At 68.0% G+C, this 13,598-nt stretch carries 12 protein-coding genes; 7 read left to right on the top strand and 5 right to left on the bottom strand.

What is annotated here, in order from left to right:
- Positions 1 to 62 precede the first annotated feature (62 nt).
- The 4 genes from ACIHAX_RS10270 (at position 63) to ACIHAX_RS10255 (ending at position 3,280) form a co-directional block, all read left to right on the top strand.
- The gene (locus ACIHAX_RS10270) at positions 63 to 1,025 is read left to right on the top strand and encodes a hypothetical protein (protein WP_397276934.1); all 963 of its coding nucleotides are present in this window, start codon (positions 63 to 65) and stop codon (positions 1,023 to 1,025) included.
- Positions 1,022 to 1,468, top strand: coding sequence for an ABA4-like family protein (locus ACIHAX_RS10265; RefSeq protein WP_355077779.1), 447 nt, complete (start codon positions 1,022 to 1,024; stop codon positions 1,466 to 1,468). The genes ACIHAX_RS10270 and ACIHAX_RS10265 overlap by 4 nt, the downstream gene beginning before the upstream one ends.
- Positions 1,468 to 1,998 (top strand): hypothetical protein, encoded by a 531-nt coding sequence (locus tag ACIHAX_RS10260; RefSeq protein ID WP_364429503.1) that lies wholly within the window; start codon positions 1,468 to 1,470, stop codon positions 1,996 to 1,998. Before ACIHAX_RS10265 ends, ACIHAX_RS10260 begins: the two co-directional genes overlap by 1 nt.
- Positions 1,999 to 2,326: 328 nt before the next feature.
- Positions 2,327 to 3,280, top strand: coding sequence for an alpha/beta hydrolase (locus ACIHAX_RS10255; RefSeq protein WP_397276931.1), 954 nt, complete (start codon positions 2,327 to 2,329; stop codon positions 3,278 to 3,280).
- Between the two features lie 85 nt (positions 3,281 to 3,365).
- Here ACIHAX_RS10255 and ACIHAX_RS10250 read toward each other — a convergent pair whose 3' ends face one another.
- Complete coding sequence (locus ACIHAX_RS10250; RefSeq protein WP_397276929.1) at positions 3,366 to 4,790, bottom strand: MFS transporter; 1,425 nt, start codon at positions 4,788 to 4,790, stop codon at positions 3,366 to 3,368.
- Between the two features lie 129 nt (positions 4,791 to 4,919).
- Here ACIHAX_RS10250 and ACIHAX_RS10245 point away from each other — a divergent pair, with 129 nt between their 5' ends.
- Positions 4,920 to 5,822: a LysR family transcriptional regulator gene (locus ACIHAX_RS10245; RefSeq protein WP_397276927.1), complete on the top strand. Its 903-nt coding sequence runs from the start codon at positions 4,920 to 4,922 to the stop codon at positions 5,820 to 5,822.
- Positions 5,823 to 5,867: 45 nt separating this feature from the next.
- Here the strand turns inward: ACIHAX_RS10245 and ACIHAX_RS10240 are convergent, their stop codons facing one another.
- The 3 genes from ACIHAX_RS10240 to ACIHAX_RS10230 form a co-directional block, all read right to left on the bottom strand.
- On the bottom strand, positions 5,868 to 6,947 hold the full coding sequence (locus tag ACIHAX_RS10240) for an ADP-ribosylglycohydrolase family protein (protein ID WP_397276925.1): 1,080 nt from the start codon (positions 6,945 to 6,947) through the stop codon (positions 5,868 to 5,870).
- A gap of 26 nt (positions 6,948 to 6,973) precedes the next feature.
- The gene (locus ACIHAX_RS10235) at positions 6,974 to 8,104 is read right to left on the bottom strand and encodes an esterase/lipase family protein (protein ID WP_397276923.1); all 1,131 of its coding nucleotides are present in this window, start codon (positions 8,102 to 8,104) and stop codon (positions 6,974 to 6,976) included.
- A 163-nt stretch (positions 8,105 to 8,267) separates the two neighbouring features.
- Positions 8,268 to 9,821 (bottom strand): long-chain fatty acid--CoA ligase, encoded by a 1,554-nt coding sequence (locus ACIHAX_RS10230; RefSeq protein ID WP_397276921.1) that lies wholly within the window; start codon positions 9,819 to 9,821, stop codon positions 8,268 to 8,270.
- 75 nt (positions 9,822 to 9,896) lie between these two features.
- On the opposite strand from ACIHAX_RS10230, the gene ACIHAX_RS10225 reads away from it, so the two are divergent.
- The gene (locus ACIHAX_RS10225; protein ID WP_397276919.1) at positions 9,897 to 10,547 is read left to right on the top strand and encodes a TetR/AcrR family transcriptional regulator; all 651 of its coding nucleotides are present in this window, start codon (positions 9,897 to 9,899) and stop codon (positions 10,545 to 10,547) included.
- Between the two features lie 202 nt (positions 10,548 to 10,749).
- On the opposite strand, the gene ACIHAX_RS10220 is transcribed toward ACIHAX_RS10225, so the two are convergent.
- Entirely contained in the window at positions 10,750 to 11,997 is a 1,248-nt protein-coding gene (locus tag ACIHAX_RS10220) for a cytochrome P450 (protein ID WP_356961010.1), read from the bottom strand.
- A 233-nt stretch (positions 11,998 to 12,230) separates the two neighbouring features.
- Here ACIHAX_RS10220 and ACIHAX_RS10215 point away from each other — a divergent pair, with 233 nt between their 5' ends.
- The gene (locus tag ACIHAX_RS10215) at positions 12,231 to 13,595 is read left to right on the top strand and encodes an FAD-dependent oxidoreductase (RefSeq protein WP_364429526.1); all 1,365 of its coding nucleotides are present in this window, start codon (positions 12,231 to 12,233) and stop codon (positions 13,593 to 13,595) included.
- The last annotated feature ends 3 nt before the right edge of the window (positions 13,596 to 13,598 follow it).

The raw sequence follows: 13,598 nt of genomic DNA, 5'->3' as shown, positions 1-13,598 counted from the left end.
TCCATAATATCTGCTGATAGTACAACTATCGATACTTCGAGTTCCCGAAAGGTCAGCCTCCCGTGACCGCCTTCTCCCAGCGATTCCCCGCACTCTCCTGGCATCGGCCACTGATGCTTCTCGCCGTCGCCATGGCGCTCCTGGTCGCCTGGTCGATCGGGGGCATGATCATCGACGACCGCACCTCGACCGGGTTGCCGATCTGGGCCAAGTCCGCCAAGTTCGCGTTTTCGGTGCTGATCTATGCCCTGACCTGGGCGTGGCTGCTTGCCCAGCTCACCAGATGGCAGCGCGTCGCCTGGTGGGCGGGGACGGTGGCGGCGCTGGGCCTCGCGGTGGAGCTCATCGTCATCACCACGCAGATCGTGCGCGGCACCACCAGCCACTTCAATTTCACGACGCCGCTCAACGCGGCACTGTGGGAGATCATGGGGTCGTCCATCGTGGTGGTCTGGATCGCCACCTTGGTCGCCTCGGCGGCGTTGTTCGCCGATCCGACGGCTGACCCCGCCCGCAACGCGGCGATCCGTTACGGCGCCGCGCTCTCGCTCGCGGGCGCCGCGCTGGGGATGCTGATGGTGCCGCCGACTGCCGAACAACGGGCGGCGGGCAGCGCGATCAGGGGCGCCCACACCGTCGGGCTCGCCGACGGCGGACCCGGCTTGCCCATCCTCGGCTGGAGCACGGCCGGAGGCGATCTGCGTGTCCCGCATTTCCTCGGAATGCATGCGTTGCAGGTGTTTCCGCTGGTTCTACTCGCCGTGGAGTACGGGTCGCGCCGGATTCCGGCCATGCGCTCGGCGGCCACCAGGCGAACGCTCGTCGTGATCGCCGCGGCGGCCTACGCCGCACTGCTCGCGGTGCTGACCTGGCAGGCGCTGCGTGGACAATCGGTGGTCCATCCCGACGTCGCCACCCTGCTGGCTCTCGCCGCCATCGCCCTCGGAGCCGCCCTGTCGGCCGCTGTCACGCTGCGGACGAAAAAGTTTGTCGTGCAACGCGTCCCGATAGGAGCGGGACTATGACGGAGCTGCTGTTCGACATCACTTTTTGGTTCGCGACCCCCTTCTGGGCACTGATGATCCTGGCCCCGGGATGGCGACGGACCAGCGCGATCGTCGCCTCACCGCTCATCTGCCTGCCTCCACTGCTCGTCTACGCGGCGCTGGTCTTGCCCGAGTTCGGCTCGTTCGCAGCGGCGCTCGTCGATCCGGAACTCGCCGGGCTGCGAGAAATACTGGGCCAGGGGTCGGGGGCCGCGGCGGCATGGGCGCACTTCGTGGCCTTCGACCTGTTCCTCGGGCGCTGGATCTACCTGGACAGTCGCGCGCGCGGCCACACGCCGCTGCTGATCAGCCCCCTGCTCGTCCTCACCATCCTGTTCGCGCCGATCGGCGTGCTGCTCTACCTGCTCATCCGATTCACCACGACACCGGCGCCCGGCCGGACCGTCCCCATGGAGGCATGATGGAAACCCTCATCGTTCTGCTCACCACCCTTTTGTCGCTGCGCGTTGCGGGTGCCCTCGGCGCGCGCCGGTTCGCCGCATGGCCCACCTGCGCCGCCTATGCGCTGGGCGTGATGCTGATCATGACCGGCACAACGCATTTCCTGCCGGAGTCGTTCGCGGACACCCCCGTTCCGACCCACGCCGATCTGCTCCCGATGGTGCCGCCGTTCGTCCCGTTCCCCGGCGCGATGGTCTACCTCACCGGCGTACTGGAACTACTCGGCGCGGCGGGCCTCTTCCTCGCCCGCACTCGCCGCGCCGCCGGTCTCGGGCTGACCGCCCTGTTCGTCGTGATGCTGCCCGCCAACATCTACGTGGCGCTCTCCGGCATCCCGTTCAACGACGCACCCGCACCGCCACTGTGGGAGCGCGTTCCGGAGCAGGCACTGTACATCGGCGTCGCCTTGTGGGCCGCCGGGATGCTGCGCTTCCCGCGACGAGCGACCGGTGACCGAATCGCCCATACCGCGGTGATTTCGAAACAGTGAGCGGCATGACGACCATCGACAGGCCGGTCAGATGAACGCCCTCGATCGAAGTGCGCTTGCCGGCTCCAGCCCTTACCGTGATCCTCACGGCCCGAGCGCTCCGCCTTCGAACGCGATCGTGCGGAGATGAACCGGCCCTGACCGCCATGACATGGGCTCCAGCTCCGGTACACGCCTTCCCGGAATCGCCACGAGTGAGAGGTCGTTCGACCGCCCGACGCAGCACCTGAACGAAACATGCTGCTCGAGCGTGGCTTTCGCGCAGACAATCCTTCCAAATGGATCGATTTCGCCGAATGATCCACGCGCGGCCGGGTACAACGGAATCGTGAGTGCTTCTAGGTATGTGGGCGCGCTCGTCAGCGCGCTGGCGACAGTTGTCGCGGTGTCCTCCTTCTCCGCTCGTCCCGCCGAAGCCGAGTCCGCGCGGGCGCGCGTGGTGGGGGAGGCCCCGCTCGGCGGATCGGTGTCCCAGATCGATGTCTACTCGCCGTCGATGGACAAAGTGGTCACCAACCGGGTGATCCGGGCGGCGGGCGGCGCACCCGCGCCGACGTTGTACCTGCTCACCGGTATCGGCGGCGGCGTCGACGGAATCTCCTGGTGGGACGATACGGACGTCCGGGAGTTCTTCGCGGACAAGCACATCAACGTGGTGATGCCGGTCGGCGGCGCCTACAGCATGTACACCGACTGGCGCGCCGATGATCCGGCGGTCGGGCGCAACCGATGGCAGACCTATCTCACGCGTGAGCTTCCGGCGACGCTCGACGCCGAACTCGGCACGACCGGGCGCAACGCGATCGCGGGGGTGTCGATGAGCGCCGGATCCGCGGTCGACCTCGCGATCCAGGCGCCCGACGTGTACGACGCGGTGGCGGCCTACAGCGGATGCCCATGGGCCGCGGACGCCGTCGGCGCGGCCATGGTGAGCGCCCAGGTCATCCGTGGCGGGGGCAATCCGGCGAACATGTGGGGCGCTCCGGGCGACGTGATCTGGCGAGCGCACGACGCTTTCGCCAACGCGCCCGCTCTGGCCGGGAAGACCATCTACTTGTCCGCCGCCTCCGGCACTCCCGGTGCCATCGATCGAGGCGGCCTGCCCTTTCCCCCCATCGAGGCGATCGCCAGCTCCTGCACGGCGGCCTTCGCCGATCGTCTCGACGAGCTCGGGCTGTCCGCTGTCCACGTGAATCGCGCGGAAGGCTCGCACACCTGGGGGTTGTTCGAGACCGACCTCCACGAGTCGTGGCCGCACCTGGCGCACGCTCTCGCCGCGTGAGGATTCGGCCGCCGGAGGTCGCCTTCGTGACCGCGGCGGGCGCCTCCGTGCCGGGTGCACGCCTCTTCGTCACGCGCGCCGGAATTCACGCTTTCGAGCGGGTGAGTCCAAGGCCTGTCACGATCGCCAGACCGGCAGTGGCGAGCAGCGCGGCGACGGCGAAGGTCGCGTGTGTTCCCCGGGCCACCTGCTCCGGCGCGGCGCCGATGACGTCGCCGGTTCCCGCCGCGAGAGCGAAGACCGCGCCCATGACCGACGCACCGGTGACGAGACCCAGATTGCGAGAAAGGTTCAGCATGCCCGAGACGAGGCCCCGCTGTCGCGGGTCGACGTCTCGCATGACCGCGGTGTTGTTGGCCGCTTGGAACAGGGCGTAGCCCAGGGTGGTGACCACCAGTGGCAGCACGTAGCCGATGACCCCGGCGCTCGCGGGCAGCAGCGCGAGCGCGGCGGTGCCGCCGATGACACCGCCCAACCCGACGCTCACCATGGTCCTCGCTCCGAAGCGATCCGTAGCGCGTCCCGCGGGCACGCCGGTGAGGGCCGACACCGCGGGACCGGCCGACATCACCAGACCGACCGCGGCCGGATCGAGGTGCAGAGCGCGGGCGAGGTGGAAGGGACCCACGACGAGCGTGGTCATCATGACGGTCGAGACCAGCGCACTGGTCGTCAGGCCCGCGGTCAGGAGCGGATCGCGGAGCATCCCGAGCCTGAGCAGCGGCGCGGAAACGCGGGTTTCGGTGCGGACGAACAACGCGAGGCACGTTCCGGCGACGAGCAGCAATCCGATACCGAGCGGGCCGACCGCGTTTCCTTCGATCGTCATGGCCAGGGCGTAGGCGCCGAGCGCGAGCGCCAGCAGCACTGTACCCGAGATGTCGAAACGCGAACGCGCGCTTCCGATTTCCGGTGCGGCGCCGGTCGGCAGGCGCCTGGCCAGGACCAGGGTGAGCAACCCGAGCGGCGCGACGGCGACGAAGATCGCACGCCAGCCGCAGGCCGCGATGAGCACTCCACCGAGCGAGGGACCCAGCGCGGTCCCGACCGCCGACATCGTCCCGAGCAGTCCCATGACGCTGCCGGTGCGGTGCTTCGGCACGGTCTCGCCGACGAAGGCCATCGTCAGCGCCATCATGCATGCGGCGCCCGCTCCTTGCAGCGCGCGGGCAGCGGCCAGGAAGACGAGATCCGGAGCCAGACCGCACAACATGGTCGCGACCGTGAACACCCCGATACCGCCGAGCAGCAGGCGGCGCCGGCCTGCGACGTCGCCGAGACGGCCCGCGCCGACGACCAGTGTCGTGGTGGCCAGCAGGTAGGCGATCACGACCCACTGCACCTGGTGGAAGGAGGCGTCGAACGCCACCGCCATGGTCGGTAGGGCGACATTCGCGATGCTGATGCTCAGCGAGGGCAACAGCATGGACAACGACAGCGCGAGCAGCGTCCGAGGCAAGGTGGGACGACGGGCGTACGACGTCCGTAGACGGGGTTCTACTGATTTCAAGACGACCTCTTCGATATGGATGACGCTCTGGACGCTAGGCCCCGCTATCACCTGGCGGAAGACGCAAAGATGGAAACTCATCTGTGCACTGAACGCCATATCCCAGGAGCACTGTGAGATCGTGTGCCCATGGCGCGGCCCGATCTGAATCTGCTGCTCACCTTGGACGTTCTACTCGAGGAGGGCAGCGTGACGCGAGCAGGCGAGCGGCTCGCGCTCAGCCCTTCGGCGATGAGCCGTCAGCTCGCGCGATTGCGCCGGGCCACCGGCGATCCGCTGCTGGTACGGGCGGGCCGGGGGCTGGTGCCCACGCCACGCGCCGTGGAGCTGCGCGACCGCGTGCGCGGCCTGGTCCGGGAGGCCGAAGAGGTGTTGCGGCCCGCCGATCACCTCGACCCGGCCGAGCTTTCGAGAACGTTCACCGTGCGCAGCAGCGACGGGTTCGTGGAGCGGTTCGGACCCGAACTGGTGGCCGAGATCGGCCACGAGGCGCCGGAGGTGCGACTGCGGTTCGTGCGGAAGACGAAGAAGGACACCGATCCCTTGCGAGACGGCACCATCGACCTGGAGACGGGAGTCATCGAGCGCGCGCTGCCGCCCGACATCGTGAGCCGACCGCTGTTCACCGACCGCTTCATCGGGGTGGTGCGTGCCGAACATCCGCTCCGTGCGGGGAAGATCACCGCGGCCCGATACGCCGCCGCACGGCACGTGCACGTCTCCCGGCGCGGCATGGGCGAGGGACTGGTGGACCAGGCGCTACACCCGACCGGCCACCGGCGCGACGTCGTCACCGTCGTGGACGGCTTCGGCGCGGCCTTGGCGCTGGCGAGGGCCTCGGACCTGGTCGCGACGGTCCCGCAGCAGCACACCGTGATCCTGCGGCAGGGCATGCACTCGTTCGATCTGCCGTTCCGCGCTCCGGAGGTGACCGTGTCGTTGTTGTGGCACGTCCGGCTCGACGCGGACCCGGCTCATCGGTGGCTGCGCGGCCGCGTGCTCGATGTGTGCGCGCGATCGGCCGGACCGTGAAGGACGAGTGAGCGCCGCGTCCTCGCGGTCAGGTACGCGGGGTGCTCACAGGCCTTCGTCGATGGGATAGCGGGCGGCGAGTCCGGACCGGTCGCCGAGCCCGAAATTCATGACGAGGTCGTCGGCGACCTGCACCAGCACGTCGCGTCCCTCGACCGCCGCAACCCACTCCATCGGCAGTCCGGAGACACCGTGGACGGCGCCGACCAGGTTTCCCGCCACCGCGCCCGTGGAATCGGAATCGCCGGAGTGGTTCACCGCCAGCAGCAGCGCGCCGCGGGCATCTCCGGTCCTGGCCGCGTACAAGGCGCAGTACACCGCGATGGCCAGGCATTCCTCGGCGACCCACCCCTCCCCCACGTGCTCGACCTGTTCGGCGGAGACCGGATGCTCGGACAATTCCGCGGCTCGGGTCAGCGCCGCCACCGTCTCCGCACTCGAAGGGACGGCGGCGAGCTGGGTGATCGTCTCCCGTAACGCGATCGGCAGTTCGGTTCCGCTCACGACCCGATCGACCAGTGCCGCGAACGCCCCCGCGGCGAGATATCCCGTGGGGTGCCCGTGGGTCAGCTGCGCGGCCCGGGCGGCGGTGGTGAACGCGAGATCGGGCCCCATCCCGGACAATCCGAAGGGCGCCGACCGCATGACCGTGCCACACCCCTTCGAATGCGGATTCACCGGCCCGCTCGCACCGAACGCGACCGGTGCGAGATATCCGCGGGACTGCTGTCCCAGGCCGGACATGCACGCGTTCCCGGGCGCCCGCACCGCGTACAGGAAGGGCAGACTCGCCAGCCACCCGTCGACGTGTGGCGCGGGCGCCTCCTGCCGCTGAGTCTGCAACCAGCGCAGATAGGCTCGGCGCAAGGCCGGCACCGGATCGGCGCCGGGCCCCGAGCGCAACAGTCCCTCCGCGGTGAACAGTGTCATCTGAGTGTCGTCGGTGATCTGTTGCGGCGCGTCCTGGGCGTGCTGGGGCAAGAAGCCCGTCACGCCTTCGTAGCCGTACCGCTGCCGAATCTGTTCCAGCCGTAAGAATTCGACCGGCCAGCCGAGCGCGTCACCCACCGCTCCGCCCAGCAGAGAACCCCTGACCCGATCGAAGACCGCCATGTAATCCGCCACGAGACACCATCATTGCGCATGGCTGATCAGTGATCCGCTCCGCCGATCATCCATGGATTGAACGCGCAATCCAGCGGCGAGTTCGCCTCCTGGTCGAGCGCACGCAGTGCGATCGAGGCCGCACGCGGGGAGTACATGATCGTCAGATGATCGGACAGATCCTGGGCGCAGCCGTCCTGCAGGGTGATGTTGTGCACGGTCGCGTCCGGCCCCGGAGTCAGGAAGGTCCATTCGTACGGGTTGGAGATCTCGTCGTGACTGGTGCCGACCGAGGTGTACTCGACACCGGGGACGGTGTCACCGTGTTCGTTCAGCTTCGCGTAGAACGCCGAGCCCACCGCCTGCTGAATATTGGCCTGACCGATGATCGGTTCATAGAATCCCAGAATGTTGACGCCTAGATTGGTGATCAGCCGCCCCAAAGTAGCCATTCCCAACAACGAGGTGCCGTGATGGGTGGCGCCGAACGTGACGAGCTTGCCGACTTTTTCGGCGCCGCCTTCGAATTTCAGGTATTGGCTCGACACCGGCCCGCCCTGAGAATGCGCGACGAGATCCACCCGATCCGCACCGGTCGCGGCGCGCACCTGCTCGACGAAATCGCGCAACTGTCGCGCGGAATCCTCCATCGGACCGACGCCGTACCGGCCCGGCAGGATCGGACCGATACCACCGCCTTCCAGCACGCCGGAGCGGCCGTAATTGAAGGCGTAGACGCAATAACCGGCCCGTGCCAGCCGCGGTGACAGGTACGCGAAGGAGTCATAGGCGTTGAGCCAGGTTCCGTGGACGAGGACGACCGGCCGCGGGTGCGCGGCCGAAGGCGTGCAGTCCGGCCGATTCGCTCCCGGCGGAGATGCGTCGGGATGACCGACTCCGTGCAGGAAGGCGGCCAGGTAGGCAGGCATCTCCGGCCCTTCGCCGACCGCGGCGGAGGCGAAACTGCGCGAGGCGGAACCGGAACTGCTGCCCGAGTCGACGATCGCCTTGGGCTGCCTGCCGTCCGGCGTGGGCGAGAGGCCCGCGTTCAGTTCGTCGACGAGTTGCTGCTCCACGGTAGGCGTTTCGAGTTCGGCGTGTACCGCACCCGCTCCCACGCTCATGGAAAGTGCCACGACAACCACACCGAGCAGACCGCGACGAATCCTGTGCTTCATTGCAAAGCCTTCCATAGATGTGTTCGCATTCTCTTGATACGAACACTTTCATCCTGAAGCAGCTGTGGAGCACTGTCACTGCGCTCGACACATAAGTTGCCGGACATAATTGGGCTCCGGATACAAAAAGTTCCGCCGCGGGCCGGAATCGGCCCACCTGAGGTCAGCGGGCGGCGAACTGTTCTTTCAATTTTCGTTTCATGACTTTGTGACTGGGCCCGAGCGGCAGTTCCGCGACGAATTCCACTCGGCGCGGGGATTTGTGCTTGGCCAGGTGCTCACGTCCGAAGGCGAGCACGTCCTCGGCGGTGATCGGTCCGGAAGGCACTACGACCGCGCAGATCTCCTCGCCGAAGACCTCGTCCGGGATGCCGATGACCGCGACGGCGGCGACACCCGGATGCCGCAGCAGCGCCGCCTCCACCTCGCTGGGATACACGTTGTACCCGCCGCGGATGATCATCTCCTTGATCCGGTCGACGATACGCAGATAACCGTCGGTGTCCTTCACGCCGAGATCGCCGGTGCGAAACCAGCCGTCGACCACCACCGCGGCCGTGGCATCCGGATTGCCCGTGTACCCGTTGAACAGATTGTGACCGCGAATCACCACTTCGCCGGGTTGCCCGGCGGGCAGCAACGCGATCCGCTCGGCCAGGGCGGGATCGGCGATCTCCACCTCGACACCCCAGACCGGATGCCCGACGGTACCCACCCGAGAACCGAATATCGGCTGGTTGACCGCCGCGGTCGGCGAGGTCTCCGACAAGCCATAGCCTTCCAGGATTCGCGCGCCGAACGTCTCCTCGAACGCCTCCAGCACCGGCTGCGGCAGCGACGCGCCACCGGAGATGCACAGCCGCAGCCGCGGCAGGCTCGTCCGCTCGCGTGCGGCGGATATCAACCGGACGTACATCGTCGGCACACCGTGGAAAGTGTTGACGCCGTGCTCGACCATGAGCCGGATGGCCTCGGCCGGCTCGAAGCGCGGCATCAGCACCAGCGCCGCGCCCGCGCGCCAGATCGAGTTCATCGAGACCGTCTGGCTGAACACGTGCGACAACGGCAACGCGCCCAGTGCCACGTCGTCGGCGCGTACGTCGTTCGCGTCGAAGGCGTTGACCGTCGCGTTCATCACCAGGTTCAGGTGACTCAACTCGGCGCCTTTCGGCCTGCCGGAGGTGCCGCTGGTGTAGAACACGACCGCGGGGTCCGCGGGTTGTCGCGAGACGAACGAGGCGATCGGTTCCGCGACAAGGGAATCCGGCGCACGGCAGGGAAGGCCGACGGCGGCGGCCGCCGGATGGCCCGCTTCGGCGAAAACCGGATGGCACAGCAGAAGCCGCGCCGCGCTGTCGCGCAGCATGTATTCGGCCTCGGCGGACGTGGACAACGGGTGCACCGGCACCACCACCGCTCCCGCGGCGAGGATTCCGTAGTAGGCGACCGGGAAGTCGACGACATTCGGGCACATGAGCGCCACCCGGTCACCAGGCCGCACACCGAGCCCGATCAAGGCCGCGGCCTGGGCCCGCGCCCGAAGCCACAACTCGGCGAAAGTGATCCGCCGCGCCCCGTCGATCAGGGCGACCCGGTCAGGGCGCCGTCTGGCCTGCTCGGCCGGAATGCTGGCTACCGACAGTGTCGCGTTCATGCCGACCGCCTGGTGAATCTCGACATCGCTCTCCAAAACTAGCAGCGCAAGTTTTCCGCTCACCGTAGGGCACCGAAACTAGCGGCGCAAGTATCGTGTCCCGCGCCTGCGAGAATGCGAGGACCGAAAGGAGAGCTCATGGCACGACCACGCCGACCGCTGCTGACCCGCGATCGCATCATCGACACCGCCCTCACCCTGGTCGACGCCGAGGGTCTGGCCGCTGTCTCCACGCGGCGCCTGGCCACCGAGCTGGGCGTGCAGGGCCCCTCGCTGTACAACCACGTCCGCACCAAGGACGACCTGATCGATGCCGTCGTGGACGCCGTCCTCGGCGAAGTCGACATCGCGATGTTCGAGGGATTGTCGGCCGAGGATCAGGACTGGCGCTCGGCACTGCGCGATTGGGCCCGTTCCTACCGCACCGCCATGGCGGCGCACCCGCACATCGTTCCCGCCTTGGCGAGCGGTCCCGGTCATCGACCCAACGCGTTGCGCATGGCCGACGCGGTCTTCGGCGGCCTCGTCGCGGCGGGCTGGCCGCGCCGCGAGGCCACCACGGTCGGCACGACCATGCGCTACTTCCTCACCGGAGCGTCGCTGGGATCGTTCGCCGCGGGCTTCCCCTCCGACGTCGCGGTATACGCCGACGCCTATCCGCACCTGAACGAGGCGCACCTGCTGGCCGAGCGGCAGCAGAGAATCGATCGGGACGCCTTCGAAGTCGGTCTGGAATCCCTGTTGGACGGGCTGGAGATCCGTTACCGGCTGCTCGCGGATGCCGGGTAACTCCGACCCGCGCACCGAAGCACACCCGTCGCCCGTACGCCTCGGCGCGAACAGGTACCCGGGCCTGACAGACCAGCCCGCCGACCGCGGCGACCATGCCCCCCAGCGCGGTGTCCGGGTAGTAGCTCGGATATCGGCCCACCGTGCACGTCACCGAGATGGTCAGCGATCCGGCTTTCGCGTTTCCGACCCGGCCCGGGTACTACGGCAGCGGCAGCGCCTGCGACTCAGGGAATACGACCGGCAAGGCGGTCAGCGCTCGATGGAACGGACCGGGACGCCAGGTCAGCTCGTCCACCGGCACCGCGAGACGTAGCTCCGGCAGCGCGTCCAGCAGTTGATCGATCGCGTCCTGGGCGATCAGGTAAGCCAGCGAGTTCGCCGGACACGCGTGCGGCCCGCCGCCGAACGCGAGATGGGCGCGGTTGCCCGCGTAGCGTTCGGCGCGGATCGCCGGATCGGTGTTGCAGGCGGCCATGCTGATCACGACCGGCTGATGGGCAGGCAACCAGACGTCGTCGATCAGGATCGGCTGCTTCGGGAAGCTGAAGCAGAAATTCGCCATCGGCGGGTCGTTGAACAGCACCTCGTCGAGCGCGTCCCGGGTCGACAGACTGCCGCCGAGCACGCTGCCGCCGAACCGCTCGTCGGTGAGAATCAGCAGCAGGGTGTTGACGATCAGATTCTGCTGCGGCTCGATGCCCGCGCCGTAGAGCGTGCCCAGCTGGTGGACCATCTCGGTGTCGTTCAGCCCGGATGGGTGCCTGAGCATGCGCGTGGTGATGTCGTCGCCTGGATCGGCCCGCTTCAGTACCGTCAACTCGGCCAGCGAATCGGTCAGCATCTTGTTCCCGCGTTCCGCGTCGATGCCCTCGAAGATCGCGGCCATACCGGTCGCGGCGCGCTGCGCGATCTCGGCCGGGCAACCCAGCATGGCGTTCAGCACCGCGAAAGCGAGCGGAAAAGCGTACTGGCGCACGATATCCGCCGACCCGTCCGCGCAGAACGAATTGATCAACGGTGTCGCCAGCTGCGCCACGGTGTCGTGCAAGCCGTACAGGTCGACCTTGGCCAGACCCGCGACGTTGGCCTGCCGATAGCGGGCATGCTCGGCTCCGGCGTTGCGCAACGCGTTCGGCCGCCACTGCATCATCGGCAGCACCGGGCAGTCGGCGGCGATGTCCTGCTGCCACGTGCGGGGGTCGGCCGGAAAGTGCTCCGGATCGTTCAAGATCCGCACGGCGGTGTGATACCCGAGCACCAAGGTGGCAGGTACACCCGGGGCCAATTCCACCGGCGCCAGCGATCCGTAACGCTCCCGCATCTCGCGATAGGCGCTGTGCGGGTCCGCGGCGAATTCCGCGGCGAACAAAGGAATCCGCGGGCCGTCGGTGTCGATCGGCGAACCGTGCGGTGCGCGGCTGTGTGCGGAGGGCGGGGACGTCGTCATCGAGGAGGCTCCAGGCGATCGGGCAGCAAGATTCGTGAGCCTAAGCAGCTCGCACGCCCTCTGCACCGGAAACGACTCGAGATGACCCCTCACTGCAAGTTGCTATAGAATTGCCCCGATATTCGACGCGTTGACCTGATCGAAGGCGAATCGCACCCGCTGTGTCGAGTGCGCCGGTCGAGCGCAGTAGCACGGCGGCCGTGCGCGAAACTGCAACCCGAGGACGGCACGCCATGACAGACGTCGACTTTTGCGTAATCGGCGGGGGATTCGCGGGATTGACGGCCGCGCTGCGGCTGAAACAGATGGGTCGGTCGGTGGCGCTGCTGGAAGCCAGGGACCGGCTCGGCGGCCGCACCTTCACCCAGGTACGCGACGACGGGTCGTGGATCGATCGCGGCGGCGCCTGGATCGGGCCGGGACAGGACCGCATCCAAGCGCTGATGACCGAGTTCGGCGTACCGAGCTACAAGCAGTACACCGACGGCGAGGCCATGATGGTCGTCGACGGCAAGCAGCACCGCTACACGGGCACGATCCCGTGGACGATGAGCCCGTGGGCGTCGATGAACCTCGGCGCGGTATTCCTCGAGCTGGGACATATGTGCAAGTCGGTTCCGCTGGAAGCGCCGTGGGCGGCGAAGAAAGCCGACAAATGGGATCAGGTAAGCCTGGCGCACTGGCTGGAAGCCAATGTCCTTTCCAAGCCCGCGCACGATCTGCTCGAGACCGCCATCGCGGGCTGCTACACCTCGGCGGCTTCGGAGGTCTCGTTGCTGTTCGTCCTGTACCAGATGGCCTCGGGTGGCGGGCCGAGCTTCGTCCTCGGCGTCAAAGACGCGGCGCAGGACGCGCGGCCGGTCGGCGGCATGGGCGCGATCTACCGTCCGATGGCGGCCGAGCTCGGCGATGCGATCCACCTCTCGCAGCCGGTCCGCTGCATCCATCAGGACGACTCGGGGGTGACCGTCCGCGCGACCGACCTCCGGCTGCGCGCGCGCCGGGCGATCGTCACCGTTCCCCTCGCTATCGCCGGCCAGATCTCGTACCGGCCGATGCTGCCCGCCGATCGCGCTTTCCTGCATCAGCGCATGCCGAGCGGTTCGATCATCAAGGTCTCCGTGGTGTACGACGAGCCGTTCTGGCGCGGTGACGGGCTGTCGGGACAGTCCGCCGCGCCGGGTTCGCCCGCGACGATCACCATCGATGCGTGCACGGACACCGGGCGGCCCGGAGTCCTGTGCGTCATCATCGAGGGACCGATCGCACGGCAGCTGGCCCGACTCGACGACGCGGAGCGCCGCAGCGCGATCCTCGACGCACTCGTCGAGCGATTCGGCCGGCAGGCCGGCTCACCCGTCGACTACATCGAGCAGGACTGGAGCGCCGAGCGCTATTCCGGCGGCGGGATGCTCAGCCACGCGCCCACCGGTGTGCTCACCCAATTCGGCCACGCTCTGCGCGAGCCGTGTGGCCGCGTCCACTGGGCGGGCACCGAGAGTTCGGCGGTCATGTGCGGCTGGATCGACGGGGCCATTCGCTCGGGCGAACGCGCGGCCAGCGAAGTGCTGGAGCACGAGACCGCCGTGGTGGGCTGACCT

Origin of the sequence: Nocardia sp. NPDC051929 (assembly GCF_044548645.1) — a bacterium.
GTDB classification, from domain to species: domain Bacteria; phylum Actinomycetota; class Actinomycetes; order Mycobacteriales; family Mycobacteriaceae; genus Nocardia; species Nocardia sichangensis.
Note: the sequence above shows the minus strand (reverse complement) of the source record. Positions and strands in the feature narration are given on the sequence as shown.